Origin of the sequence: Hyphomonas sp. KY3 (assembly GCF_017309975.1) — a bacterium.
GTDB lineage: Bacteria > Pseudomonadota > Alphaproteobacteria > Caulobacterales > Hyphomonadaceae > Hyphomonas.
Genome location: NZ_CP022271.1, coordinates 1,681,323 through 1,707,296, shown reverse-complemented (window position 1 = coordinate 1,707,296; position 25,974 = coordinate 1,681,323). Strand labels below are relative to the sequence as shown.

At 57.6% G+C, this 25,974-nt stretch carries 21 protein-coding genes, 1 tRNA gene and 2 pseudogenes; 12 read left to right on the top strand and 12 right to left on the bottom strand.

Going from position 1 to position 25,974, the window contains the following annotated elements; all coding sequences use genetic code 11:
- Positions 1-53 precede the first annotated feature (53 nt).
- Together CFA77_RS08495 and nqrF are read left to right on the top strand one after the other, a co-directional pair.
- Complete coding sequence (locus CFA77_RS08495; protein ID WP_206993081.1) at positions 54-770, top strand: PepSY domain-containing protein; 717 nt, start codon at positions 54-56, stop codon at positions 768-770.
- Positions 767-2,611 (top strand): NADH:ubiquinone reductase (Na(+)-transporting) subunit F, encoded by a 1,845-nt coding sequence (gene nqrF, locus CFA77_RS08490; RefSeq protein ID WP_206993080.1) that lies wholly within the window; start codon positions 767-769, stop codon positions 2,609-2,611. The genes CFA77_RS08495 and nqrF overlap by 4 nt, the downstream gene beginning before the upstream one ends.
- A 93-nt stretch (positions 2,612-2,704) precedes the next feature.
- Here nqrF and CFA77_RS08485 read toward each other — a convergent pair.
- The 5 genes and pseudogenes from CFA77_RS08485 to CFA77_RS08465 form a co-directional block, all read right to left on the bottom strand.
- Positions 2,705-4,039: pseudogene (locus CFA77_RS08485) on the bottom strand (MFS transporter).
- Between the two features lie 24 nt (positions 4,040-4,063).
- Complete coding sequence (locus CFA77_RS08480) at positions 4,064-7,240, bottom strand: efflux RND transporter permease subunit (RefSeq protein ID WP_206993079.1); 3,177 nt, start codon at positions 7,238-7,240, stop codon at positions 4,064-4,066.
- A gap of 9 nt (positions 7,241-7,249) precedes the next feature.
- Complete coding sequence (locus CFA77_RS08475; protein ID WP_206993078.1) at positions 7,250-8,506, bottom strand: efflux RND transporter periplasmic adaptor subunit; 1,257 nt, start codon at positions 8,504-8,506, stop codon at positions 7,250-7,252.
- On the bottom strand, positions 8,503-9,780 hold the full coding sequence (locus CFA77_RS08470) for a TolC family protein (RefSeq protein ID WP_206993077.1): 1,278 nt from the start codon (positions 9,778-9,780) through the stop codon (positions 8,503-8,505). The genes CFA77_RS08475 and CFA77_RS08470 overlap by 4 nt, the downstream gene beginning before the upstream one ends.
- Positions 9,781-9,849: 69 nt before the next feature.
- The gene (locus tag CFA77_RS08465) at positions 9,850-10,203 is read right to left on the bottom strand and encodes a hypothetical protein (protein ID WP_206993076.1); all 354 of its coding nucleotides are present in this window, start codon (positions 10,201-10,203) and stop codon (positions 9,850-9,852) included.
- A gap of 527 nt (positions 10,204-10,730) precedes the next feature.
- Here CFA77_RS08465 and CFA77_RS08460 point away from each other — a divergent pair.
- Positions 10,731-10,928 carry a DUF736 family protein gene (locus CFA77_RS08460; protein ID WP_206993075.1) on the top strand — a complete coding sequence of 66 codons (198 nt, stop codon included), beginning with the start codon at positions 10,731-10,733 and terminating at the stop codon, positions 10,926-10,928.
- Positions 10,929-11,601: 673 nt separating this feature from the next.
- Here the strand turns inward: CFA77_RS08460 and CFA77_RS17290 are convergent.
- Positions 11,602-11,763, bottom strand: a pseudogene (locus CFA77_RS17290) (DUF6538 domain-containing protein); the annotation flags it as partial.
- Positions 11,764-11,886: 123 nt separating this feature from the next.
- Positions 11,887-11,976: transfer RNA gene (locus CFA77_RS08450), tRNA-Ser, on the bottom strand.
- Positions 11,977-12,171: 195 nt separating this feature from the next.
- On the opposite strand from CFA77_RS08450, the gene CFA77_RS08445 reads away from it, so the two are divergent.
- From CFA77_RS08445 to CFA77_RS08430, 4 genes are all read left to right on the top strand, one after another.
- Entirely contained in the window at positions 12,172-13,113 is a 942-nt protein-coding gene (locus CFA77_RS08445) for an isopenicillin N synthase family oxygenase (protein WP_206993203.1), read from the top strand.
- Between the two features lie 148 nt (positions 13,114-13,261).
- On the top strand, positions 13,262-15,628 hold the full coding sequence (locus tag CFA77_RS08440) for a glycoside hydrolase family 3 N-terminal domain-containing protein (RefSeq protein ID WP_206993073.1): 2,367 nt from the start codon (positions 13,262-13,264) through the stop codon (positions 15,626-15,628).
- Entirely contained in the window at positions 15,625-16,644 is a 1,020-nt protein-coding gene (locus CFA77_RS08435; protein ID WP_206993072.1) for an SMP-30/gluconolactonase/LRE family protein, read from the top strand. The genes CFA77_RS08440 and CFA77_RS08435 overlap by 4 nt, the downstream gene beginning before the upstream one ends.
- Complete coding sequence (locus CFA77_RS08430) at positions 16,635-18,005, top strand: GntP family permease (RefSeq protein ID WP_206993071.1); 1,371 nt, start codon at positions 16,635-16,637, stop codon at positions 18,003-18,005. The genes CFA77_RS08435 and CFA77_RS08430 overlap by 10 nt, the downstream gene beginning before the upstream one ends.
- Here the strand turns inward: CFA77_RS08430 and CFA77_RS08425 are convergent, their stop codons facing one another.
- Together CFA77_RS08425 and thiS are read right to left on the bottom strand one after the other, a co-directional pair.
- Entirely contained in the window at positions 18,006-18,776 is a 771-nt protein-coding gene (locus CFA77_RS08425; protein WP_256434983.1) for a thiazole synthase, read from the bottom strand. It lies immediately after the preceding gene.
- 60 nt (positions 18,777-18,836) lie between these two features.
- Positions 18,837-19,049, bottom strand: a complete 213-nt coding sequence (gene thiS / locus CFA77_RS08420) for a sulfur carrier protein ThiS (RefSeq protein ID WP_206993070.1) — start codon at positions 19,047-19,049, stop codon at positions 18,837-18,839.
- Positions 19,050-19,113: 64 nt separating this feature from the next.
- Between thiS and CFA77_RS08415 the strand changes: the two genes are divergently transcribed.
- The 4 genes from CFA77_RS08415 (at position 19,114) to aat (ending at position 22,160) form a co-directional block, all read left to right on the top strand.
- The gene (locus CFA77_RS08415; protein ID WP_206993069.1) at positions 19,114-19,548 is read left to right on the top strand and encodes a type II 3-dehydroquinate dehydratase; all 435 of its coding nucleotides are present in this window, start codon (positions 19,114-19,116) and stop codon (positions 19,546-19,548) included.
- A gap of 15 nt (positions 19,549-19,563) precedes the next feature.
- Entirely contained in the window at positions 19,564-20,034 is a 471-nt protein-coding gene (gene accB / locus CFA77_RS08410) for an acetyl-CoA carboxylase biotin carboxyl carrier protein (protein ID WP_206993068.1), read from the top strand.
- A gap of 1 nt (position 20,035) precedes the next feature.
- Positions 20,036-21,406, top strand: coding sequence for an acetyl-CoA carboxylase biotin carboxylase subunit (gene accC, locus CFA77_RS08405; RefSeq protein ID WP_034813286.1), 1,371 nt, complete (start codon positions 20,036-20,038; stop codon positions 21,404-21,406).
- A 76-nt stretch (positions 21,407-21,482) separates the two neighbouring features.
- Positions 21,483-22,160, top strand: a complete 678-nt coding sequence (gene aat / locus CFA77_RS08400; protein WP_206993067.1) for a leucyl/phenylalanyl-tRNA--protein transferase — start codon at positions 21,483-21,485, stop codon at positions 22,158-22,160.
- Here the strand turns inward: aat and CFA77_RS08395 are convergent.
- From CFA77_RS08395 to CFA77_RS08385, 3 genes are read right to left on the bottom strand one after another with little or no spacing between them, the layout of a single operon-like run.
- On the bottom strand, positions 22,073-22,549 hold the full coding sequence (locus CFA77_RS08395; protein ID WP_051607657.1) for a DUF2155 domain-containing protein: 477 nt from the start codon (positions 22,547-22,549) through the stop codon (positions 22,073-22,075). The genes aat and CFA77_RS08395 overlap by 88 nt on opposite strands.
- Positions 22,549-23,076 (bottom strand): outer membrane lipid asymmetry maintenance protein MlaD, encoded by a 528-nt coding sequence (locus CFA77_RS08390; RefSeq protein ID WP_034813290.1) that lies wholly within the window; start codon positions 23,074-23,076, stop codon positions 22,549-22,551. Before CFA77_RS08390 ends, CFA77_RS08395 begins: the two co-directional genes overlap by 1 nt.
- A complete protein-coding gene (locus tag CFA77_RS08385; protein ID WP_034813292.1) occupies positions 23,069-23,461 on the bottom strand; it encodes an NADH:ubiquinone oxidoreductase subunit NDUFA12 in 393 nt (130 codons plus the stop codon). Before CFA77_RS08385 ends, CFA77_RS08390 begins: the two co-directional genes overlap by 8 nt.
- Positions 23,462-23,657: 196 nt before the next feature.
- Between CFA77_RS08385 and CFA77_RS08380 the strand changes: the two genes are divergently transcribed.
- Positions 23,658-25,913 carry a hypothetical protein gene (locus tag CFA77_RS08380; protein WP_206993066.1) on the top strand — a complete coding sequence of 752 codons (2,256 nt, stop codon included), beginning with the start codon at positions 23,658-23,660 and terminating at the stop codon, positions 25,911-25,913.
- The last annotated feature ends 61 nt before the right edge of the window (positions 25,914-25,974 follow it).

The window sequence follows — 25,974 nt, the reverse complement described above, 5'->3', positions numbered from 1 at the left end:
CGAAGCGAAGCACGCCTTCTCCCTCTACTACACCTAGCTCAGGACGGTCATTCGTGGGTAAAAATATCGCATTCAGAGTGCGCCAGTGGCACAAATGGCTGTCGCTCATCATCGGCGCGCAAGTCATGCTTTGGCTCGCGACAGGCGTTTACATGGTGGTGATAAATCTTGATTTCATTCATGGTGACCACCTCGTTCAGAACATGGCTGCGACGCTTGGCGCAGATTATGAGCCAAGCGTCACATTCCAAGACGTGGTCGATGACTATCCGGACGCCAGCGAAATTGTCCTCGCGAGCTGGATTGGGCAACCCGTTTTCCGGGTGAGATCTCCGGCCGGATCACATCTTGTGGATGCGGAAACCGGTCGCCAAATTTCTCCGCTCACGCAAGACGATGCAATCGCTGTCGCGCGATACCACTATACCCGGACGGCCGACATAGCCTCGGCCAGGCTATTGGTGGATGCGGAAGAGGCGCCGACAGAAATCCAGTCCCGGCCACTTCCTTTATGGCGCGTGGATTTCGACGATGCCGGATCAACCGCCTTCTATGTCTCACCGGATGACGGGTCGCTGATTACCAGACGCCACACATACTGGCGTATCTTCGATTTCGCCTGGATGCTGCACATCATGGACTATGAAGAACGCGCAGACGTGAACAATACCCTTCTACGGATTTCGGCCGGCCTTGGCCTTGTGCTCTCGGTCCTTGGAATGTGGCTGCTCTTTTTCAGCTTCAGGCGCCGCCGGGGGTCCCTGTCATGATGGCGATCATTCGACAGGGCCATAAATGGATCGCATTGATCCTGGGCATTCAGCTTGCTCTCTGGATGCTGAGTGGCCTCGGAATGGCCATTCTTCCTCACAGCAAGGTTGTTGGCCACCAACGCATGGCCGCACCCGCAGCCCCCACCCCGCTCAGCGAGCTTGCCGGTGCCGAGATCGGCCAGCCTGATGCCTTGGGCCGCGGCGATATCCGCGAGATCCGTCTCAAAAACCTCAATGGGCGCGCGGTCTTCGAAACGGTCACGCCGGACGGCTCAACACTTGGCGAAGCGGTGACCGGTAACACAATCATTGTGAGCGAAGCGCTCGCCGGCGACATCGCTCTCAAGGATTATTCCGGCCCGGGCGAGATCAGTCGGACCCGTCTTCTCACCGAGTCCACGCTGGAAATTCGCGACCACGCCCCACCCGCCTGGCGGATCGACTTCTCCGACCCCGAGCAGACGAGCCTTTATGTTTCGGCTTCGAATGGCGAGATTCTCGAGAGGCGGAACAATTATTGGAGAACGTTCGACGTCTTCTGGATGGTCCACATCATGGACTATGTCAGCCGATCCAGCTTCAATCACCCGCTCATCATCCTGACCGCGCTCGTTGTGCTTTGGCTCGGCTTCAGCGGGATTGCTCTCTGGTGGGACAGTTTCAGACGGAACGACTTCAATGTCATCGGCAGATGGCGCTTACGGAAGCACACCTTCGCCCTGGCCCTCTCTGACAGTGAAGGCGGCACGATCCGGACCGTCGACGCCCGACCCATGCAGTCACTCTTCACAGCGATGGGCACTGAAGGTTACCCGCTTCCTTCCACTTGCGGCGGCGGTGGTACATGCGGCCTCTGCCGGGTAAGGATTGGCCCGGCTCTCCCGATCTTCCCGGCTGACCGCCGACAAATACCGGACGCCGAGCTGGAGGAAGGATACCGGCTGGCATGCCAGCACCAGATCACCTCCCCTCTTTCGGTGACGCTACCGCATGGCCTGCTGGACGCAACTGACATCAAAGCAGTCGTCGTCTCTTCCACCTTCATCACGCCGGACATGTACGAGTTGTGCCTGTCGCTTCCCACGCCGCTCGACTTCCGGGCCGGTAGCTATGTTCAAGTCGAAATTCCGCCTTTTACATCCTGTCTCGATGAGCTGGACCTGCCTGATCAGGTGAAGGCGCAGTGGGAAAGGTCGGGCGCCGCAAAGACGTTCGGCACCAATGTCCCGGTCTTCCGGACTTATTCCCTCGCAAACGCCCCGGGCGAGTTTGGGAACAAGGTCATGTTGAGCATTCGCCTCGCGCTCCCCAAAATCGGTATGATGGACGTTCCGGTGGGAGTCGGATCTGCATTCCTGCTGACGCGGAAGAGCGGTGATACGTTGCATCTGCGTGGGCCGTTTGGGGATTTTCATATCAATGAGGATGCCGATGAAATCATCTTCATTGGAGGCGGCGCGGGGATCGCGCCGATCCGATCCATGATCCTCGATCAGCTCAAGGTAAAACGCACATCTTCGCGGATATCGTTCTGGTATGGGGCCAGAACACAGGAACACATAGCCTATCAGGAAGATTTGGAAGAGCTTGTGGCAGCATATCCAAATTTCTCCTGGCATGTGGCCCTGTCAGACGCACCGGAAACGGATACCTGGTCTGGTCCGCGCGGCTTGATCCATGAATTGGTTCGCGATCAGTGTATCACCTCACATCCCGATCTCGACGCGTGCAGTTTTTATATATGCGGTCCTCCACCCATGCTGGCGGCGGTTCTGTCTTTGTTAAAATCCCTGAACGTGCCGGACAGCCGCATTGCGTTCGATGATTTCGGAAATTGACCCGGTGCAGACGATCTGGAGATGGGCGAAGCACAACCTATTCCGTGAACTGATCCCTGTAAAAAGCTGTCTACTTAAAGCTATACTTTCCTTTCAGGTCGGCTTTGGCCACTGAGTATGGATATCGTCGATCACGAAAGTATGGACGGGTTCGCCGGGCTGATGACCGTCGCGTATGTGCGGATGGTCGGCAGGAAGGTCTGGATGCGCGTGAACGATTTGCGTAACATCGCGCCTTGGCCAGACGCGCGCCGCAATTACCAGTCCCGCGAGGGAAAGGGCGCAGAGACCGGCAAAGGCTGCTGACTGGCCAAGCGACGCACCTAGCCAGCCTGCCAGGGGATAGGCAATTAGCCAGCACGCATGGCTGAGCGCGAATTGCGCCGCGAAAATTGTGGTGCGGTTGTCGGCATGAGATGAGCGCCTGAGCAGTCGACCGGCAGGAGTCACACACAAGGAATAGGCCGCCCCCAGACAGAACCAGCCGCCAAGAATGATCGGCCATTGAATTCCCATCAAGAGGGTCAGCGCGGCAAGTGCGGCCAGAAGGCCTGTCAGAAAGGCCGAGGCGGCCAGCAACGCCGTCCGGTCGCTTAGCTTTCGAAGAATACTGGAGACTGACAGCGCAATGAGCATCGAGCCCAGGCCATACGCGCCCAGCGTAATCGCATAGGCGGCCTGGGAAAGCGCCAGTTCCTCGCGAATGATGACGACGGTGTTGACGGTGACCATAGATCCAGCCGCCGCGGCCGAGAGGGTGACCGCCAGCAATCCGACAAGGCGAGGCGTCTTCAGATACATGACCATGCCGTGACTGGTGCGAGCCCAGACCCCGCCGCTATGGAATTTTGCAGCGCGGCCGATGGCCAGTCCCGACCTTAGTACAAGGATCGCCGAGCCGACGAAACCAATTGCTGTTCCTGCAAACAGACCGTTGAACGAGATCACCGTGAGGAACGCGGCGGCGATCAGGGGACTGGTGAGGCTCTCCATGTCGTACGCAAGACGGGAGAGCGAGAGCGCTTTCGTATAATCTTACTGATCAGGCAGGATATCGGGGATCGAGGCCTGGAAAGTCGGCGTGAAGGCCGCTGAGGCCGATTGCAGGACGAAGATCAATCCATAAATCTGCCAGACCTCCGTGACGAATGGGAGGAACAGCGCAACGCCAGCCCGTACGATATCCAGTGCCACGAGAAACGTCTTGCGGGGGAGCCGGGACGAGAAGGCCCCCACGACTGGAGCGATCGCGATATAGGCCACCATCTTGATCGCAAGCGCGATGCCGAGCACCTGCCCAGCCTCGTTTCCTGCAAGCTCGAAAGCGAGCAAGCCGAGCGCGACCGTGAGTAGCCCGGTGCTAATCAGGGCAACCAGCTGCGCAAGGAAAAGATGGCGATAGGTACGATCAGTGAGAATACCCAGCATGAAAGTGTGCCTGAAGGGCCCTTCCTATTCCGCTGGCACCGGCTCGTCCGCCAGCAACGGTTCACGTCGTGAGCTTTTCTCTCCCCCATGAACAATTCGGTAGAGCGCTGGCAGAACGAGCAAGGTGAGAAGCGTCGAGGAGAAAATTCCGCCGATCACCACTGTCGCAAGAGGTCGTTGAACCTCGCTGCCGAGCCCGACATTGAACGCCATCGGAATAAAGCCCAGACTGGCAACGAGCGCGGTCATGAGCACCGGCCTCAACCGTTGCAAAGCCCCTTCATAGATCGCCTCGTCCAAAGCCTCTCCCCGTTCGCGGCGCTGGCGAATGAAACTGAGCATTACCACACCATTGAGCACGGCGACGCCGGAGAGGGCGATAAATCCAACGCCCGCGGATATCGAGAATGGCATGTCGCGCAAGGCGAGCGCTGCCACGCCTCCCGTCAGTGCGAGAGGGACTCCCGAGAAGACGATCGCGGCATCCCGCAGGGTGCCGAACAGCATCAGCAACAGACCGAAAATCATCAGCAGCGCGATGGGCACCACAACCGACAGGCGCTGACTGGCAGAGACAAGCTGTTCATACGTTCCGCCATATTCGATCCAATAGCCGGCTGGGAGGTCAGCGCCGTCCGATACGCGATCCTGCAGTTCGGTGATAAATGAGCCAAGATCCCGACCTCTCACATTTGAGGTGACAACAAGCTTGCGCTTGCCGTTCTCGCGACTGACCTGATTGGGGCCCGGGGCGATGTCGACGCTCGCTACTTCAGACAGAGGCACGAACATAACGCCATCGCCGGACCGTCTGCCTTCCGGCAGAGGGACAGGCAGACGCTGAATCGCCACAACATCCGTACGCAAATATTCAGGGAATCTGACAACGATATCGAAGCGGCGGTCGCCTTCGAAAAAACGTCCGGCGACTTGCCCCCCCAGCGCCGTTGCCGCAACTGCCTGGATGTCACCCACGTTCAATCCGTATCTTGCAAGCGCATCCCTGTCAGGGCGAATTGACAAGATAGGCAGGCCCGTAACTTGTTCGCGCTGCACATCGGCGGAGCCAGCCGTGCCGGTTACGATCTCCTGAATCCGATCGGCTGTCGCTTCCAGTGTTTCCAGATCATCGCCATAGATTTTCACGGCGACATCTGCGCGGACCCCTGAAATCAGCTCATTGAACCGCATTTCAATCGGCTGGGTCAGCTCATACTTGCTGCCAGGTATCTGTTCGACCACTGCCTGTAGCTCGGAGACAAGTTGCGATTTTGGCTTTCTGGGGTCCGGCCATTCCTTACGTGGTTTCATGATCACGAATGTGTCTGCCACACTCGGAGGCACCGGATCGGTCGCAATTTCAGGCGTGCCGATCTTGGCAAAAACGCGTTCGACCTCCGGGACCTGCACGATCCTCGCTTCGAGCATTTCCTGCATTTCAATCGCCTGAGTCAGGCTTGTGCCTGGAATGCGCAAAGCGTGGAGGGCTATATCGCCTTCATCAAGGTTTGGAATAAACTCCGAACCTAGCTTGGTTGCCCCCCAGCCACCGATGCCGACGAGCGCAACGGCTCCGATCACAATAGCGTATCGAACACGTAGCGCGAAGCTAAGAGCCGGCCGGTAAAGCCACTTTGCCCCCCTCATCAGGCGGCTTTCCTTCTCCGTGACTTTGCCGCGGACAATAAGCGCGACGGCAGCTGGCACGAAAGTCAGCGAGAGGATCAGGGCCGAGGTGAGCGCCAGAACCACAGTGAAGGCCATCGGGTGGAACATCTTCCCTTCGATCCCCGTCAGGGCAAAGATTGGAAAATACACCACCGTGATGATGATCACGCCGAATATCGATGGTTTGATCACTTCACCGGACGCTTCGGCTGCCAGGGAAAATCGCTCTTCGCGGGTCAGCAAGCGACCTAGGCTCCCCTGCTTCTCCGCAAATCTCCGGAGGCAATTTTCGACAATGATAACAGCGCCATCAACGATCAGGCCGAAATCGAGCGCGCCGAGACTCATCAGATTGCCCGACACATTGTTCTCGACCATCCCCGTGATAGTCATCAGCATCGCCACGGGAATGACCGCCGCCGTTATGAGTGCTGCCCGTATATTTCCGAGCAGGAGAAACAGGACGAGAATAACCAGTAACGCACCCTCAGCCAGATTCTTCTCGACGGTTGCGATCGTCGCATCGACCAGGGTCGTACGATTATAGACCGGCGTGATCTGGACGCCATCAGGCAGACCAGGCCGGATTTCGTCCACCCGCTCGTCAACTGCGACTGATACTGTGCGGCTGTTTTCGCCGACCAGCATGAAGGCGGTACCAAGAATAACTTCCTCACCGTTCTGGGTTGCAGCGCCAGTCCGGAGTTCTTCACCGATGGCTATTTCTGCGACATCTGACAACCGGATCCCGAAGGCGCCGGTGTCTTTCACGGTAATGTTGCGAAGATCGTCAAGCGAATTCGCCTGACCGGGAACCCGGATCAGGTTCTGCTCACCATGACGTTCAATATAGCCTGCGCCGGTATTCGCATTATTCGCTTCCACAGCGCCGATGATATCGTCTAGCGTCAGATCGAATCCGGCGAGGGCTGCCGGATCTGGCAGGATATGGATTTCCTTCTTGAACCCGCCGATCGTGTTGACTTCCGTCACGCCTTCGACCGTGCGCAGCTGAGGCAAGACCACCCAGTCATTGAGCGTGCGCAAATCCATCGCCGTGTACCGTGCGCCATCTTCAGTGAGTGCGCCCGGCTCAGCCGAAAGGATGTACATGTAAATTTCGCCCAGCCCCGTTGCGATAGGACCGAGTTCAGGCGACACGCCTTCCGGAAGTGTGGCTCGAACCGACTGGATTCTTTCTGAAACCAGTTGTCTGGCGCGGTAGATGTCGGTGCCATCATCGAAGATCACCGTCACTTGACTCAATCCGTAGCGGGAAACCGACCGTGTATAGTCAAGATCAGGAAGACCCGAAATGGCGGTCTCTACCGGGAACGTGATGCGTTGCTCGGTTTCCAGAGGCGAATAGCCGGGGGCTTCCGTGTTGATCTGCACCTGGACATTTGTGATGTCAGGAACGGCATCGATCGGAAGCCGGTTGAAATTGTAGATACCGAGTGCGGCAAGTCCGAATACAACAGCAAGGACCAACCAGCGCTGGCTGATCGAGAATCGAATGATGCTCTCAAGCATGGCTGTCTCCTAATGGTCGTGGCTGGCGCCGGACTTTTCAATGTCGGCTTTGATGAGGAAGGAATTGGCGCTGACATATTCAGTGCCGGGATCTAACCCGCCAAGGACTTCGACAAATTCACCATCGCTCTCTCCCAGGTCGAGCATCCGGACCTCGTAGGTCTCGCCCACTTTTGCGTAGACCACGGTGAAGTCACGAAAGCTCTGCAGCCCGGATTCTCTCACGGCGAGCGGCACTTCAGACTCTCCGGTCACAACGCTCGCCATGACCCGCATGCCAGGGGTCATTTCCGCTTCGATCGGCACGGGGGCTACGGCGATACGAGTCTGCGTATTTTCGCCCGATATCGGCAGAAAGCGGGTGATCTCTGACGCAAACTCGAGGTCAGACCCAGCAACACCCATGCGGACGCTCTGACCTGTTTTCACTTTCCCTGCATCCTTAGGGAAGACGTGCAGACGCGCCTCCAACTGATTGAGGTCAGCGATCGTGAAGAGAGATTGATCGCCCGCGACATCGCCCGCATTGGTGTTGCGTTCAAGGATTGTCCCCGATACCGGCGCGGTGACCGAATAACTCTGAAGACTGGAGGAGCTTTCGACGCGCGCCAGCGTCTGTCCCTTGCGAACCATATCATTCACGCCGACGCTGACCGACTGGACTGGACCGGGGTAGCGGGCCCGAACCTCCGCGGTCGCAGATGGCGAGAGGGCCGTCACGCCCGAGAGAGGAATTATGTCCCTGATCACCGCAGCACCGGCAATTTCAGTCTCGACACCCATGGACACAGCTGTGTCGTCGGCAATCGTGGTGCGGCCCTCGAAGGATTCATAACTCCAAGAGTAAGACGTGCCCTGATGTTGGGCGTCGACGAAGACCTCGAAAGAATGCGGTTCGGTAACGACACCGTCGCCTTTCAGATAATCCTGAACCGGAGAGAATTCGAAAATATCCTCCTCGTCTCCAAGTCGGTCGAGGCGAACTGTCAGCGCGACACGGGACGGATCAACAGGTTCACCTGCAAGGAAAGGATAAATTCGATACTCAGGCGGCACACCTGACTCAAAAATCGTCATTTCCAGCGCAAAATCCCCCTCTTCCAACAGACGTCCTCCATGAGGCCCTTCCGCAGTTTCAGATTCTCCGGCCCCAGTATGAATATTGTCGCCATCGCCTAGCGCTGAATTCTGGCTGCCGCAGCCGGTGAGGGTCATCAGCGCTGCAATTACTGCAGCGGCAACAGGATAAAGAATGCGAGGATTCATTGTGCAGTCTCCACGATGGACTGCCAGTCTTCCCGGCCAGTGACGCGGGAAAGAGCAGCTTCGTTCAGGATGAAGGTCTCGATATGGCCGAGACGCTGTTCACGCAGTTCAGCAAGTGTTCGCTGCGCATCGATGATTTCGAGGTACGAAAATGCGCCGCGGTCATACCCCTCTTGGGCCAGATCAAGCGCGCGGATCGCTTCAGGAAGTAAAACGTCGTCTATATCTCGTATGCTGGCCTGCGCATTTTGCGCCGCGCGCTGATAGTTAACTGCCTGACGCAGCAATTGCTGGCGCAGCACACGTTCGCGGACAGCGACGAGTTCTTGTTGAACCCGGTGTTTGGCAGCTTTGGCAGCTGACTGACTCTGCGTACCCAGAGGGATGGTGACACCGGCGATGACGCCAATGTCTTCTCGATATCCGAATTTCCGAACACCCGCACTCCAAGTCACATCTGGCACTGCTTCCGCCCTGCGAAGTTCTGTCTCAGCCGCAAGGCGGCGATCTTCCGCCTGCAGTTTTTCGAATTCAGGTGAGTACACACCTGGAATATCCAGCTGGCCTGATTTCAAGCGGCGCTCAATGAATCCAGGCTCGATCGCAAAATCCTCCGCCCTGCCCCACATACTGGCAATGGTCATACGCCGCTCGGCGGCGAGGCGGTGGTATTGAAGCGCTTCTGCCTCAGCCCTAGCGAGGTCCGTCACTGACCGCGCCTGCGCAAGAAGTGGGTCTCGGGCAGCTTCCACGCGGCGATCAACAATTTCCTTCAAAGACCGTGAACTCGCGACCCGCTTGCAGGCGAGATCGGCTCGGCGCTCCAGGAGGACAGCTTCAACATACAGCGTCTCAATCGCGTGAGCGATATCGTGCTCGATGATTTCCCGCTCAGTTTCTGCAACGGCTATCCCTGCGCGCGCCACCGCTTCGCGCGCCTCTCTTTTGCCACCGCGCTCCCAAGTCCTTGAGAATCGCCCTGTCACTTCCAGATTGTCGATCTCGCCCGCCAGACCGATGCCTGGAAAATTTTCCGTTTCGAGACTGATCGTATCCATTGGGCGAAGTGCAGCAATCGTCCGTTCCGTGCGGGCCAGGGCCACACCCTTGTCCGCCAGGATGGGTCGCAAGTCGGCGTCAAGTGCAGCCCGCATGGCTTGAGAGGACGTCACAATTTCGAGATCTTCGCCTGCTTCACAAGCGGATGTCTGCGCGCTGACCGGCAGAAGTGGCAACGCCATGATCAAGGCGCAGCCTATAACTTTAAGTGCCATGAAACTTACTCCAGGCTGAACAAGCAAACATTGGACGCCCGCATGGCGTAACAATGTACGATATTATGTTCAGGCTGAAATTCGTTCGGGATCCGGATCTTTCAGACGGATGGGTCCGCGATAGGATGGTGGGCCGGATACAAGCCTTACAAAAGGCACAACTGACTTGACGAGACCAGTCGGTGAAGAAATGCCAAGCGCAACAAAATGAAGTTCCGCAGGGTGATCCTCATGATCAAGCTCGTGCGAGTGCTCATCGTCCAGATCGGACAGAGTGTCATGACCGAGGCCCTGCTCATCAAGATGATGATCGATTGGCATCACATGATGCAGCTCTTCAGCATGCGCACGCGTATGCGCCGCCCCTGACAGGAATGGTGATATGGCGAAAATCGCACAGAGAAGAGCTACCAGACGGTGCATGGTCACGATCCAAAGCTCAATTTAGTCTATATGTAAAGACAGCAATTTCCCTCAGGCTTGGACATAGTGAAGCGGTAATCTATTGAATGGCTGAGACTCTTGAAGGTTATTTGCTCGACGAGGCCTTCAACGGACCGCGCGGTTAAGATGATACACTGATTGCGCATCAGCCCCTTTCGAATGCCCGGCCATTCTACTCTAGATGATTGCTAGCAGGCTCAAGATGGTCACTCGTACCGCTCAAAGGTCGAGGCAGCCCTAACTGCGCTGACGAGACCCCTTCCTACAAAATAGTGACTGGCCCGGCTCGTCTCATATTCGGCCGTCGCAGCAGGATCCGCAGACAGCGCATTGCAAAGACCAGCAATCCGGCTTGCGAGCGGGAGTTGTTCAACAGCGGACCTGTGGCCGACTTGTCTGCGGTCTCGGACAAATGTATCAGACATTTGCTGTATACGGATGTTTCCTGGGGTTCATAGCCGAGGACCTCGCAGAATTTCGCGGCGGGGCCATTGCCGTCCCGGACCATGATGATCAATGTGAAGGCCCAGATGGTGCCGGTGATCGACAAGGCAGCGGCCGGTCCGGACTACCGCATCTTCGCAGGCGATGCAGAACTCGGCGCGGCCTGGCGCGAGGAAAGCAAGGATGGCGAGACGCGTGATCCAGCCGGATCGTGTCGGAGGTCAAAGCTGCGCCTTCCGAGGGCCTGTATCCGGTATTGATCACGCCGAGCAGCAAGGCTCTGGCTTCCTCATTCAGGCCGTCCAGCGCATGCTGGGCCAGCAATTTCTCACGAATCCATTTTGTACTGAATGGTGGACGAGTCCGCTTCTCACCTTCCCGGAAGGACAATTCCCCGAGCGGCAACGTAATCCCGAGCCGCTTCATCCTGTTCACCGTTTTCAGGATATCACCGAGATGGATCAAATCCTTGTTTGCGGTATTGGGCGTAACCGCGCCTGCCTCGATCCGTTCGAGCCAGTGCTGCCTGAAATCCAGCATGTCATCGCGTGTGATGGCTGCAATCGGCTTGTTGCCGATGACGGACACGAAATTGCGCACTGCCTTGATACGGGGATTTCGCCAGCGCCTGATCTGGTCCTCACTCTTACCGATTACCTTTTCCCGGGCCAGGGACCAATAAAGGCCGAGCGCTGCTTCAAGCGTCGGCTCCGGCTTCTCGACACCTCCCAGCAAAGAGGCAGCCTCGACCGCATCAGGCACGTCGCCCCCACCTTGTATGGCTTCGATACGCTCAACCAGTTCTTCTAGCGGCAATTGCGAAACCCTGTCCGCCTGCAGATAGCGATATCCCCGCAGGCTGGCGAGTTCCTGAACAGCGGCATAGCGTTCGTCAGCATCGCTTGACCTGCCTGCCAGACGCGCCTCCCACGCCTCGATGAGCTGTTCCCAGGCATGGATTGCCTTGCTCTGCGCAAGGCTTTCGGAATCTGTATGCAGGCTGATCCAGACGGTGCGTCTTGTCTCAACGCCATGATACCGGCGGGGAACACGCCGACGCAGCTGGTAGGTCTTCCCACGCTTGAAAATGGGCATGTTCGAATCCCTTTTGTGCAGCAAAATGTGCAGCAAATCAAGATTCCAGGAGCGCGGATATTCCGAAATACCGAATAGTTTCAGTATATTCAGGGATGTATCAGGATGTTGAGGGAGGCGGGGTGGCGGAGAGGAAGGGATTCGAACCCTCGATACGCGTTAACGTATACGCCCTTAGCAGGGGCGCGCCTTCAGCCACTCGGCCACCTCTCCAGCGCGGAATATGGGGTCTAGAGAAACCCCATCCTGATCGCAAGCCCCTGAATTCGGTGGAGCCGTCAAAATCTCCACGAAAGCACGGCCAAACTCAAATGCACGCGCAACTGCTACATATGTGGCGTTACGTATGGTCGGCCCATCCCTCTGTGCTAATCTCCCCTCTAATTCTTGCCAGAGACCCCGATAATGATGACCGACTATTTCAAACCCGTCCCGTTCGACCTATTCAAATCCAATAAAAAAGCGTTCGGAGATGCGCTCTGCCGCTCCTTTCGAGAGACAGGGTTCGCAGTGGTGTCCGGCCATACAGTCGATCAGGGCGTGATTGACCGCAATCTGGATGCGACCAAGGCTTACTTTGCTCTGCCGGACGCGGAAAAGCTGAAATATGACGGACGCCAAGGGGGTGGCCAGCGCGGCTATACGGCCTTTGGCACGGAGAATGCCAAGGGCAACGCTCATGCCGACCTCAAAGAATTCTGGCATACCGGTCGCGCCCTGCCGGAGGACAGCCCCTATCGCGCGACGATGGCCGACACACCCAGCGTTCCGGAAGTACCCGCCTTTGACGAAGCCACAACCGCACTTTTTGATGCACTGGATGAAATGGGCCGAGAAATTCTGGAAGGTGTCGCCTTGCATCTTGGGCTCGCCGAGGATTGGTTCGACGACAAGGTCAATTTCGGCAACTCTATCCTGCGTCTGCTCCACTACCCCCCGCAGCAAACTCCTCCACCCGCAGGCACGGTCCGCGCCGGCGCGCATGAGGACATTAATGTCATCACGCTTTTATTGGGTGCTGAGGAGGCCGGCCTCCAGGTCTTGCACAGTTCAGGCGAATGGCTGGACGTTAATCCGCCCGCTGGCGCGCTGGTCATCAATTGCGGAGACATGCTACAGCGCCTGACGGGCGGCGTACTGCCGTCGACAACGCACCGCGTGCTTAACCCATCTGCCGAGCGCGCAAAATTCCCGCGCTACTCGACGCCCTTCTTTCTGCACTTCAATCAGGATTACCTGATCGAAGCGCTACCTGGCTGCGTCGCTGAAGGCGGCAAAGCCGAAGCCCCGATCACGGCTCAGGATTATCTCATGGAACGGCTCCGCGAGATCGGCCTCGTAAAGGCCTGACGTATACCTAATGCCCCGCTGCACTAAACGGTCACAGACATCGAACACTCTTTTGGACGGGAAAATGTTAGCGTTGACATAAATAGCCACTCCCCCAATGATTGCGCTAACGAAACGTGGTCGACGCGACACTTATGGGGAGGGAATTATGACCGATGCTTACACGGGCACGAAGCGCCGGCTTGCGATTGGCGCCTTGGCGACCACCTTGTTGGCGACCGCTTGCGCCACGCCTGTGCAAGCGCCTACCGCACCCGCTGACACCGTCGTTTCTGACATTTCCGAGGCCAGAGCCTGCACGCCGAATGTGAGTCTGACGAGTGCATCACAGCGCGTACGTTCGTTGGTGGCCCAGATGACCATTGATGAAAAACTCGGTCAATTAAACCAGGCCGCAGGTGGCCGCAGCAAGTCGCTGAATTCAAAGCTCACCCCTGAAGAACTCGGCAAAGTCCGGAATGGCGAGATTGGCTCCTATCTTCATGTTGCGGGCGCTGAGCCGCTGGGTGAACTCCAAAAGGTCGCCATTGAAGAAAGCCGTCTGGGCATCCCGCTCCTCTTTGCGATGGACGTAGTACACGGCTACCGAACGATTTTTCCGGTACCACTGGCCATGGCGGCATCATGGGATCCAGACGTCTGGCGGGAAGCCGCCGTCATCTCCGCTGACGAGGCGTCGTCAGCAGGCCTTCACTGGACGTTCGCCCCGATGGTCGACATTGCGCGTGACCCGCGATGGGGCAGAATCGTCGAGAGTGCTGGTGCGGACCCATATCTGGGGTCTCGTATGGCAGTCGCGCAGGTCGAGGGCTATCAGGGCGAAAGCCTAGCAGCCCCAAACACCATTCTCGCTGCGACGAAACACTTCGGCGCATATGGTGCCCCAACTGGCGGCCGCGACTATGGGTCTGCTGACATCAGCGATCAAAGCCTGTTCGAAACCTATCTGCCTCCCTTCTACGCCGCCACGAAGGCTGGCACCGGCTCCATGATGACGGCGTTCAATGATGTCGCCGGGGTTCCGTCCACAGCCAATGAATATCTCATCGATGATGTATTGCGGGGCGAGTGGGGCTTTGACGGCATGATCGTGTCCGACTGGAATGCAGTCGCTGAACTGATGAATCACGGCGTGGCCGAATCTGAAGAACAGGCGGGAGTGCTTGCCCTGCGCGCGGGCGTCGACATGGACATGACCAGCATGGTCCTGCCAACCAGGATCAAGACCGCTGTGCAGTCAGATGAATGCCTGACACATGATCTCGACGCGGCAGTTGCCCGTATACTGATGACAAAAGAGCGATTGGGCCTGTTTGACGAACCGTTGGCCTATCACGATGCAGAACGGGAAAAGACAACTCTGCTGAGCCATGAATTCCGACGCACAGCACGCGAAGCCGCGGTGAAATCAACGGTGCTCTTGAAGAATGAAAACCAGGTTCTGCCACTCTCCAATTCCCCTCAGAAAATCGCCGTTATCGGTGCCTTGGCGGAGGACAAGCTGACTCAGCTCGGCTCTTGGCGTGCACAAGGCAAGGTCGAGGATGTCGTCTCATTGCTTGAGGGCCTGCAGCAAAACGCTCCTGACGGCACCACCATTACATATGCAGCCGGCACGCATCCTTCAAATGACGCGGATTCTTCTATTGAGGCTGCTGTGGAGATTGCGTCGGCCGCCGATCATATTCTCTTGGTGATCGGGGAGGATTTCGACCTGTCCGGGGAAGCGCGCAGCCGCTCAGATATTGCCCTTCCCCAGAACCAGTCCGCCCTCGCCGCGGCGATGTTTGAGATCGGCAAACCCGTTACGATCATATTGGTGACGGGACGGCCGCTCGCAATGGAACAGGAAGTTGGAGCCGCTGATGCCGTGCTCAACACATGGATGCTGGGCATTGAAGCCGGAAACGCGCTGTCTGACGTGATATGGGGTGATGTCTCCCCTGCGGGTCGCCTACCTATCGAATTTCCGCGACGCACCGGTGCGGTGCCGCACACCTATTCCGAATATCCCGGTGGGCGCCCCGCTGACCCGGACCTGTCGAAAGACACGAACCGGTTCATCGATATTCCGATCACGCCGCTTTTCCCCTTCGGTCATGGACTGACCTATTCCAGCTTCGAATATGGTGACCTGATCGCAATAACCGATGCAGATGAATTCACCTTGAGCATCAAGGTCACAAATTCCGGAGACGTCGATTCTGATGAGGTGATTCAGCTGTATATGCGTGATCCGCTCGCCACGATTGCCCGACCGAAACGAGAACTGCGCGGATTCAAGCGAGTCCATATCCCGGCTGGTGAATCCCGCACAGTGAGCTTCACCCTGACCCCCGACCAGATGGCGTACTACACGGCACGGGACGGCTGGATCGTAGAACCCGGTAAGATCGAATTCATGGTGGGTGCATCCGCTGACGACATTCGGGCGCGCGCGGAGGTCATCATTGATCAGGCTTACCACACGAACGTTCCAGCCAGCGCAATTGCCACAAGGACACATGTAGAATGAAACAAACGCGACGTGGCTTCATGGGGTCTGCCGCCGCAGCCACCCTGATTTCGGCTTGCGCCACCACTCCGATCGGAAAGGCGTCCAATCCCGATCTCGAGATCTTCGATGCGGAAGCCCATTCCCTGTTGGATGTTTCCGCAAGACTGGAGGTTTTGGCCTCCGGTTATACATGGAGTGAAGGGCCGGTCTGGGATCGCGCACGCAACAGCCTGTATTTTACCGATGTACCGGAGAATATTGCGTGGAAATGGTCAGAAGCCAGCGGCGCGACGGAATTCCTGGCCCCTTCGGGCATTGCACGTGAGCAGGCGACGGGTTTCCGCGAACCGGGCGCCAATGGATTGGCTATCTCTCAGGATGGCTCACTTCTCATCTGCAACCATGGTCGTCGCGCGGTCGAAAGAATGGACTTCGAAACCGGGCATCGTAAGATCATCGCCGCCACGTTCAATGGCAAGAAGTTCAACAGCCCAAACGATGTTGTCGAAGCGCCTGACGGAAGCCTGTTCTTCACCGATCCGCCCTATGGGCTGGAGGGCATGAATGACTCTCCCCTGAAGGAGCAAGATGCCAACGGCGTGTACCGTCTGTCACCAGATGGAGAAATCACCCGCCTTATCGATACAATGACTTTCCCGAATGGCATCGTGCTGTCACCAGACAGCCAGACACTCTATGTTAGCCAATCGGATCCCGACCAGCCGGTCATCCTGCGCATGGCACCTGATGGTTCTTCCAGTTCGGTGCTTTTTGACGCCAAGCCGTTCATGTCCGACACGGCTCCGGGCCTGCCGGACGGGATGGCTGTGACGCGTTCGGGTCACATCTTTGCAACGGGCCCGGGCGGCGTGTTCCTTCTGGCCTCGGACGGCAAACCCCTTGCCCGGATCAACACCGGCAAGGCAACTGCCAATTGCTGCTTCGGCGACGCAGACGGCCGCACACTTTACATGACCGCACATGACACACTCATGCGCATCAGAACGACATCAATTGGCCTCGCATGGAGCTGACCGAAGCGCTCCTCGTCTACCGCCCCCTGCTGGCAACAGGGTTTGGCATTGCGGCGCTGCTTGCGCTGATATTGCGCGCACGGATGAATGCCTTCGCGGCCCTGCTACTGGTCAGCATATTCAGTGCCCTGGCCGCGGGCATGGCCCCAGAACAAGCCTTCGACACATTGGCAAAAGGCCTGGGCGGCACGCTGGGGTTCATTGCCACAGTCATCGGGCTTGGCGCGTTGTTCGGCGCGATCCTGCAGGCCTCTGGGGCGCTCGATGCCCTGGCTTCAAAACTCTCTACCTCATCCAGCTTCAAAACGAACCAATGGAAGATCGCCGGCATTGGCTTGTTGGCGTCCACACCTGTCTTTTTCGATGTTGCCCTCATCATACTCGCACCCCTGATCCTCACCATGGCTCATGACCGGCTGAAACCCGCCATGTCTCTTGGTCTCCCGCTCATGGCAGGGCTCGCGGTCGGCCACGCTTTCCTACCGCCCACGCCGGGACCGATCGCCATCGCGGAGCTGATAGGCGCGGACCTCGGCTGGGTTATCCTCTTCGGCGCAATAACAGGCTGCGTCGCGCTGGCCGTATCCGGTCCGCTCTTCGCGGCGTTTTTGGAGCAGCGCAACCGCATGCCAATCGGCAATCCGGCCTTCGAACTGGACGAAACCAGCAATCATACAACCCGGCCCATCCCACAGCCCGAACGGGCCATATTCCTGATTACGCTGCCACTCGTCCTGATTCTGTTGGGCACGCTTGCGGGAATCTTGCCGGACGGCCCCATCAAATATGTGCTTGAAATCATCGGGCATCCATTTAGCGCGCTCCTGATTGCATGCGGCGCATCCTGGCTGCTGCTTTATCCAAAGACCGTCCAGAGCCGGAAATTGATGTCGGACGCGATGGCCCGCCCATTCGAGCCTACAGGCGCAGTCATCCTCGTCACTGGCGCGGGCGGCGCGTTCAAGCAGGTTCTTGTGGACACAGGCGCTGGCGAGCAGATCGCAAATGCCGCGCTTGGTCTGGGGTTTGGTCCGCTTCTGGCGGGCTATGTACTCGCCGTCATCCTGAGGCTCGCCCAAGGTAGCTCCACGGTTGCCATGATAACGTCAGCTGGCCTGACCGCGCCCATTGTGGCGATGGCCGATCTCTCCGCCCCGCAGCTAGGTATTGTGGCCATCGCGATTGCCGCGGGCGCAACAACCGGCAGCCATGTGAATGATAGTGGCTTTTGGCTCGTTGGACGGATCTTCGGCATCACGCCAGGTGAGACACTGCGTACATGGACCGTCTCTACCACGCTGATCAGCGTGGTAGGATTTTTGATGTGCCTGATCCTGTACGCAGCACTCGCGTTGTTCTGATCAGATCAGGCCCGCAAGCGGCGAACTTGGATCCGCATACATCTTTTTTGGCATCCGCCCGGCCAGATAGGACTCTCGACCGGCGATCACCGCATGTTTCATGGCATTAGCCATCCGGATCGGATCCTTCGCGGCGGCAATGGCCGTATTCATCAGCACGCCATCACAGCCCAGTTCCATGGCAATCGCGGCGTCCGAGGCCGTTCCGACACCCGCATCGACAATCACCGGCACTCGTGTCTGCTCGACAATGAGACGGATATTGACCGGATTCATGATTCCGAGGCCTGACCCAATCAAGCTACCGAGCGGCATGATCGCGCAGCAACCTGCGTCTTCCAGCATCTTCGCGTAGACCGGATCATCGGAACAATAAACCATGACCTCAAACCCTTCGGCGATCAGGGCTTTGGCTGCCTCAAGCGTCTCCGGCATGTTCGGATAGAGCGTCTTCTGGTCAGCCAGCACTTCCAGCTTCACCAAATTCCAGCCACCGGCCTCGCGCGCCAGGCGCAGCGTGCGAACGGCTTCATCCGCCGTGTAACATCCGGCTGTATTTGGCAGATAAGTAAATTCGTCCGGCTTCACAAAGTCTGTCAGCCGCTCTTCGTTCGGGTCCGACAAGTTCACCCGCCGCAAAGCCACGGTGACGATCTCCGCGCCAGCAGCCCGTGCTGCGTCCGCGTTCTGTTGATAAGTCTGATACTTGCCCGTGCCTACGATCAGGCGGGAGTTATAGGATTTGCCGGCGATGATAAGGGGATCTGTCAAAATTCTAACCTGTCTGGTCTGCAAGAGCTGGATGGCGCAAATAGCTGAGATCGCAAGCGATCAGCCACCACCCACGAACTGAACCACTTCTATCTTGTCGCCGTCCTCAATCACAGTGCTGGCATGCTCTGACTTCGGCACGATTTCGAGATTTCGCTCAATCGCAATGCCGCGCTGATCCCTGTCGGACTCGCCTGCCAGTTGAAGCACCAACATGGCAAGCGTCAGGCCAGGTTCGACTTCGCGAGATACGCCATTGACTGTAATCAACATTCGGGTTTTCTCCGTTCACCAGCCCCCTTGCCTTGCCCGGCGTTACAGCGCAAGACGGAAGACTATGACCAAGCCCGTATATGTCCTTGGAGGCCCAAACCTCAACCTTCTCGGCTCACGCGAGCCCGAGATTTACGGGCACGAGACCCTCGCTGACATTCATGCACGTCTCGAAGCGCTGGCAGATGGAACACAGCTGGAGCTTCGCCAGACGAATCATGAAGGCGAATTGGTGAGCTGGATTCAGGAGGCATCTGAAAAGGGCGCCGCCATCATTCTGAATGCCGCAGCCTACACGCATACATCCATCGCTCTTCACGACGCGCTGAAAGCGTGCAAAATCCCTGTAATTGAAGTTCATTTGTCGAATCCTGCGGCGCGCGAAGCGTTCCGCCAGGTGAATTACGTATCCCCCGCTGTGAAGGCCACGATTGCAGGCCTTGGCGCCTATGGTTATGAGCTGGCGCTAATGGCGGCAAAGACCCTCACGGGCAAATAAGAGACCTGACATCCCATGAGCACAACGAAGAACAAGCTGGATACCGGACTTGTCCGGGAACTCGCAGCCATTCTGCGGGAAGCAGACCTTGGCGAAGTTGAAGTTGAACATGAAGGCCTACGCATCCGCGTCAGCAAACCCGCTGCGCCGGTTGTGCAGGCCGCTATGGCCGCGCCGGTCGCTGCACCGGCTGCCGCTGCTCCGTCAGCAGCTGCTCCTGTCGCCACCACAGACGCTCCACCTCAGACATCTGACAACGCCATCAAGTCTCCGATGGTCGGCACGGTATACCTGTCGCCTGAACCCGGTGCGAAGCAATTCGTCGGCGTTGGCGACAAGGTGAAAAAGGGCGACACGATCTTGCTCGTCGAAGCCATGAAGACTTTCAATCCAGTCGAAGCCGACAAGGCCGGTACCGTCAAAGAAATCTACGTCACTGATGCCCAGCCAGTTGAATATGGCGAAGCTCTCATTCTGATCGAGTAATATGGCTGACCAACCCGTTATCAAGAAGGTTCTCATCGCAAACCGCGGCGAGATCGCGCTGAGGATTCACCGCGCCTGCAAGGAAATGGGACTGTCCACCGTGGTCGTCCATTCCGAAGCAGACAGCGACGCCATGGCTGTGCGCCTCGCGGACGAGAGTGTCTGCATCGGGCCTGCGCCATCGTCCGAAAGCTATCTGAAGAAGTCGCAGATCCTTGCCGCTGCCGAGATCACCGGCGCGGACGCGATCCATCCGGGATACGGCTTTCTGTCGGAGAACGCCCAATTCGCCGAAATGGTCGAAGCACATGGGCTCGCGTTCATTGGTCCTACGGCCGAGCATATCCGCATCATGGGCGACAAGATCGCTGCCAAGGCCGCAATGATAGAAGCGGGCGTGCCGTGCGTACCCGGTTCAGAAGGCGCATTGTCGTCTATTGCCGAAGCCAAGAAGGCCGCCAAGAAAATCGGCTTTCCGGTCCTCGTAAAAGCATCTGCTGGCGGCGGCGGTCGAGGCATGAAGCTCGCCAAGACTGAAGCAGACCTCGAAAATGCCGTTCGAACCGCCAAGACCGAAGCCAAGGCTGCATTCGGTGATGATGCGGTGTATCTTGAGAAATATCTTCAGGGCCCGCGTCACATCGAAGTCCAGATCATCGCTGACACGCATGGCAATGTAGCCCATCTCTGGGAGCGCGATTGTTCGCTGCAGCGACGTAACCAGAAAGTCTTCGAGGAAGCGCCCTCGCCTGCTCTGAATCAGGCCCAGCGTGAAGAGATCGGCGGCATCTGCGCCCGTGCGATGGAAAAACTTGGTTATCGCGGCGCCGGTACGGTCGAGTTCCTCTATGAAGACGGTAAATTCTACTTCATCGAAATGAACACGCGGCTCCAGGTCGAGCACCCTGTCACAGAAATGATCACAGGCATTGACTTGGTGCGCGAACAAATCCGCATTGCCGAAGGGAAGGAACTCTCATTCCGGCAGGAAGATGTCATGCTGGTCGGTCACGCCATCGAGTGCCGGATCAATGCCGAGCACCCAAAGACGTTCGTGCCTTCCCCGGGCCTGATCACAGACTTCCACGCACCCGGCGGACCTGATGTCAGACTCGATAGTGCGGCCTATTCGGGCTACCGCATTCCTCCTCACTACGACTCGCTGATCGGCAAATTGATCGTGCACGGGCGAACCCGCCGTGAGTGTATCATGCGCCTTCGCCGCGCCTTGCAGGAAATGGTCATCGGCGGGGTCTTCACGACGCTGGATCTGCACCGCGAACTCGTCGAGAATGAGGATGTACTCGAAGGTGAATACAATATTCACTGGCTCGAAAAGTTTCTTGAAAATCAAACTGATACAAAAAAGTGAGCATTTTTCACCTTTCGCGTTCCACAAGGATCGACAAAGGGTAGACATCACATAAGCCGCTGGTTCATATAATTCCATGTCACAGCGGTTTAGTTCATCCGATCTGCTTGCTTGCTATCGTCGTGGGATTTTCCCCATGGGCGATGCCCGAAATGATCCGAACTTGTTTCTGGTCGACCCTGATATGCGAGGGATCATTCCGCTTGGTGATTTCCACGTGCCCAAGCGCCTGCTCCGAAAGGTCAAGCAGGATCCGTTTCGCGTGACCATTGATCAGGCCTTTACGCGTGTCATGGAATTGTGCGCTGAGAGTGCAAAGGGGCGCGAAAGCACCTGGATCAACTCGCCCATTCTGAATCTGTACAGCTCGCTCCACCGCGAGGGCCACGCCCATTCCATCGAGTGCTGGGACGGCGACAATTTGGTCGGCGGCCTTTATGGGGTGGCACTCGGCGGCGCCTTCTTTGGAGAAAGCATGTTCTCACGCGCGACGGACGCGTCAAAGATTGCGCTGGTCCATCTGGTGGCGCATCTTCTCGAAGACGGTTTCGTCTTGCTCGACGCGCAGTTCCATAATCCCCACTTGGAGCAATTCGGGCTTATCGAAATACCCCGTCAGGATTTCAAGAAACTCTTGAAAGACGCCCTCACTGTAGAGGCCAAATTCTATTCGAACTCCGCATCCTCTTCGGACGGACGTGGTGCGAGCTTCACAGGCTCCGGCGCAGCGCAGCGTATTACCCAGATATCATAGACAGGATGTTCAAGCGCGCTGAGTCCTGGCGATGAAGCATACATCCAGCCTGAAAAGAGTTCTGGATTATCTTCGCTGACGGTTTCGACATCCTCCGCATCGACAGCGGCTTCCATCGTCTCAACAGCCACAGGCTGGGTCGAGGCGATCTTGAGAAATGCTGCGCTTTCCGGCGCTTCCTCCGGCGGGGTCTGGTAACAAACCTGCAGTTCGACCTTCAGGGATCCGAAGACAACCGGCTCACCGACTTTCACGTCAATATCCGTGGAGCGGCCGGTAATCTTGTCGAGCGCGCGCAACGTGGCCGTATCCTTCTGGACGAAGGTGGCCGCGTGTCCGGCGCCCCCAACGAGGGCGGCCAATGCAAGTGCAGAGACCATGATACGCATTATTGGTAATCCTCATCCGGATATGCATCGTCTGCTGTGGCATCTGGGCTGGCCGCCGGGTCGGACGCACCATCACCACCGCTGCCTGAAGCAAAGGACGCAAACAGGGTCAGCAGGTCGACGCTGCCACGCGTATACTTGATCTCACCAGACCCATCCTGGGGGATATTGTCGAAGCTGCCACCTGGTTCCAGAGCCACATAAGCTCCGCCCAGAAGACCGTCAGTCGACACCCGGGCATCCGTATCGTCCGGCAGGGCCCATTTTTCATCCAGGCTGAGCGTTACAACCGCCTCAAACCGCTCCGGATCACCCACGATGCTTTTGACGATGCCAGCCTTCACACCGGCGATACGCACATCGGAACCGCGCGAAATGCCCGATACATTGTTGAAGCGCGCCTCAAGCTCGTACTGATCACCTTGCGACTGGGTTTCTCCACCGCGGTCGATCGCGAACCAGAGGAAGATACCAGCCACCGCGACCACGGCGGCGCCAATCAGGGTTTCAAAGAGTGATTCACGCATCGGGGTTCCATGCCTCATAGTCGCCTGATGCCTTCTGGCGTGCCATGTCAGTCGACAGGCTGCCCTTCGGCTTGGTGGCGTAAGGAGTGCCCGTCATATTGGGCTTGTGGTCCGTTTCCCATTCACGGCGCGTAAGCGGCGACTTGGTGGGCGGATCTTCGACAGTATGATGCAGCCAGCCATGCCAGTCCGCAGGCACCTTGGATGGCTCGGCCAGGCCCTTGTACATCACATAACGACGCTTGCGCCCTTCGAGAGACGGCTTGCGCTCCTCGAAATAGCGGTTGCCGTATTCGTCGGTCCCGACATAGCCAGAGCGCCGCTTGATATCAAAAGCCGCTCCGATCGTATTGCCGCTCCACCAGGTAAAAATCTGTTTCAGCATCGTGAGGATGTCCTGACCTGTCTTGTTGGCCGTAATATGGCGTTATCCGGGCAGTTAATCCATACGGCAGCCGCAGGCAATGCGACGCACGTTTTTATGATCTGACCGCTAATTTTGCTGCCGGAATGGTTGATACCCCTGACCGGAACCGTCACGCTCGAATATGTGATTCGCTGGTGATTCGCGGGAGGGTTTGATGAAAACTGCAGAGATTGCGTCCATTGTGGAGGCCGCCGAGACCGACGGCCTGCTTTCTCCGGAGATGGAGTTCGGAATCGCCTTCCGCGCCGCGGGAAAACGGCGGCGGCCGATTACTGAAGAATCTCTGAGAAATGTTGCGTCCGCCTATGCGTCTGCTGGTTTGCTCGGCGCGTCCCAGATTGCCACCGCCGAAATGCTGGAACGTTTGGGCAATGCACCACGCAATGCAGAATTGGCGGAGGCCGTGGCATCAGGCCTACCGCAAGACATACTTGAAGAAGCGCTGCGTCAGCCAGACGGTTTTGCACGCACGGCGGAGGCCTTGAGAATCGCCGCTGCCAATAACCAGCCTCCCCCCGCAGCAGTCTTCAGCGCAGAATCGACCGATCCGGAATTCGATACTCTGCTATTAAGTGCCCTCAAAGAAGGCGCTGAAATCCTTCTTGCTCAGGATGACCTCGCTCCGGCACGTACCGCTTGTCGGTTGCTGGATGTCTCGCTGGCAGTCAGCCCCGATGGACTCGAAACAGATTTGTTGAGCTCTGTGGCGGAAGCAGCTGGCAAAAGCGTCGGAGACGGCCTGCTCCTGATACAGGGTCTCGGCGCAGCCGTGCTTTCGCTTGGCCTCTCCTATGATAGCGACGACGGACGTTCGGTAGCGGCTGCGATATGTGCCCTTGTAAAGGCCCATGCAGCCGGCTCATCGCTAGCCGCAGGCCATGCCAGCGTACTCGGTCTCGAGGCACGCAGAGCAACGTCCCGGAAATCCTGTACGGTTGCCATTCTGCCCATCACAGACCTCGCCGATTTGATGCCTGAATGCGAAAGCGAGGGCGCTGGGCCTGTGCGCACCGTACTGGCCTATTCCGATGACGGCCCGACCCTGGCGCGATGCGCTCGGCTGGCGATATCACGTACCGCGCCAGAATCTCTCCCAACAATATTGGACCGGGTGGCCAATTGTGGAGGTGAAGACCTGGAAGCCGCCCTTGGGGCAGACCGTTTGCGAGACCGCGGCTTCTCCGAAGCTGCCCTCGACCGGGTTACACGCGCGCTCAGCGACGGACTACCCCTGAACGCCGCCTTCTCCCGATGGGTATTGGGTGACGAGATCATCAGCGAAGATCTGAAACTGGCCCCAGAGAATTTCGATTCGGATGGTCTCGCACTTCTCTCCGCGATGGGGTTCTCCAGAAAAGATATTTCAAATGCTGAAGCTGCCGTTGACGGTACGGTCGAAGATGTTGCCACCCAGGCCTTTCGCCAATGCGGGCTGGACCTTTCTGTTGGTGCAGAAGCTGAACTGGCTTTCGCGATGGCGTGTTCCGAAGCGCTTGGCGGGCAGACGACTGTCCGGGTGAATGGGCGAGACGGTCTGGATTTGGCCGACAAGGCTATCGAGGCAGGCCTGTCCGCCCTGTTGATCGGCATACGGGCATCGGCAAACGAAGAAGTGGCCGAGCGCATGGACCATATTCTCAGCCTCGCCGACGAGCTGGCGGCAGAGGCCGAGATTCCACACGAATCCCCTCAAAGTTCGGCTCTCACGGGTCACGGTCCAAATGCCCGTACCCGACTCCCTGATCGCCGAAAAGGCTATATCCAGAAGGCATCAGTCGGCGGTCACAAGGTCTACCTCCATACGGGCGAGTTTGATGATGGCGCGCTCGGGGAGATCTTCCTTGATATGCATAAAGAAGGCGCCGCTTTCCGGAGCCTGATGAACAATTTTGCGATCGCCACCTCTATCGGTCTGCAATACGGTGTGCCGCTGGAGGAATTCGTCGACGCCTTCGTGTTTACCCGGTTCGAGCCGGCTGGTGCCGTCACCGGCAATGATCGCATCACCAAAGCGACCTCCATTCTAGACTACATCTTCCGCGAACTCGCCGTGTCCTATCTCGGCCGGGACGACCTCGCCGAAGCCGATGTCACCCATGACGGCCTCGGTCGGGGCGCTGGGGACGGAACCCGCGAAACTGCAGAGTTTACGGAAGAAGCCGCCCAGTTGATCTCACGTGGTTTCTCACGCGGGCAATTGCCGGACAATATCGTCATCCTGGACAAGAAACGCGAAGAAAAGCTTTCCGGTGAGGAGGGCGACGATGAGACGTTGAACGCGCCAGCCTACCTCACCGACGCTTGCCCGAATTGTGGGAGCTTCACACTGTTCCAGATCAGCGAGGACGGGGATGCCGAGTGCGATACGTGTGGGCAGGAATTACAGGATACGAGCGAAGTTCCGTCCTGATTACTTCAAGATGATCAATAGAAACCGGCGGTTCTTTCTCCGAATTTCGGTTAATCGCTGT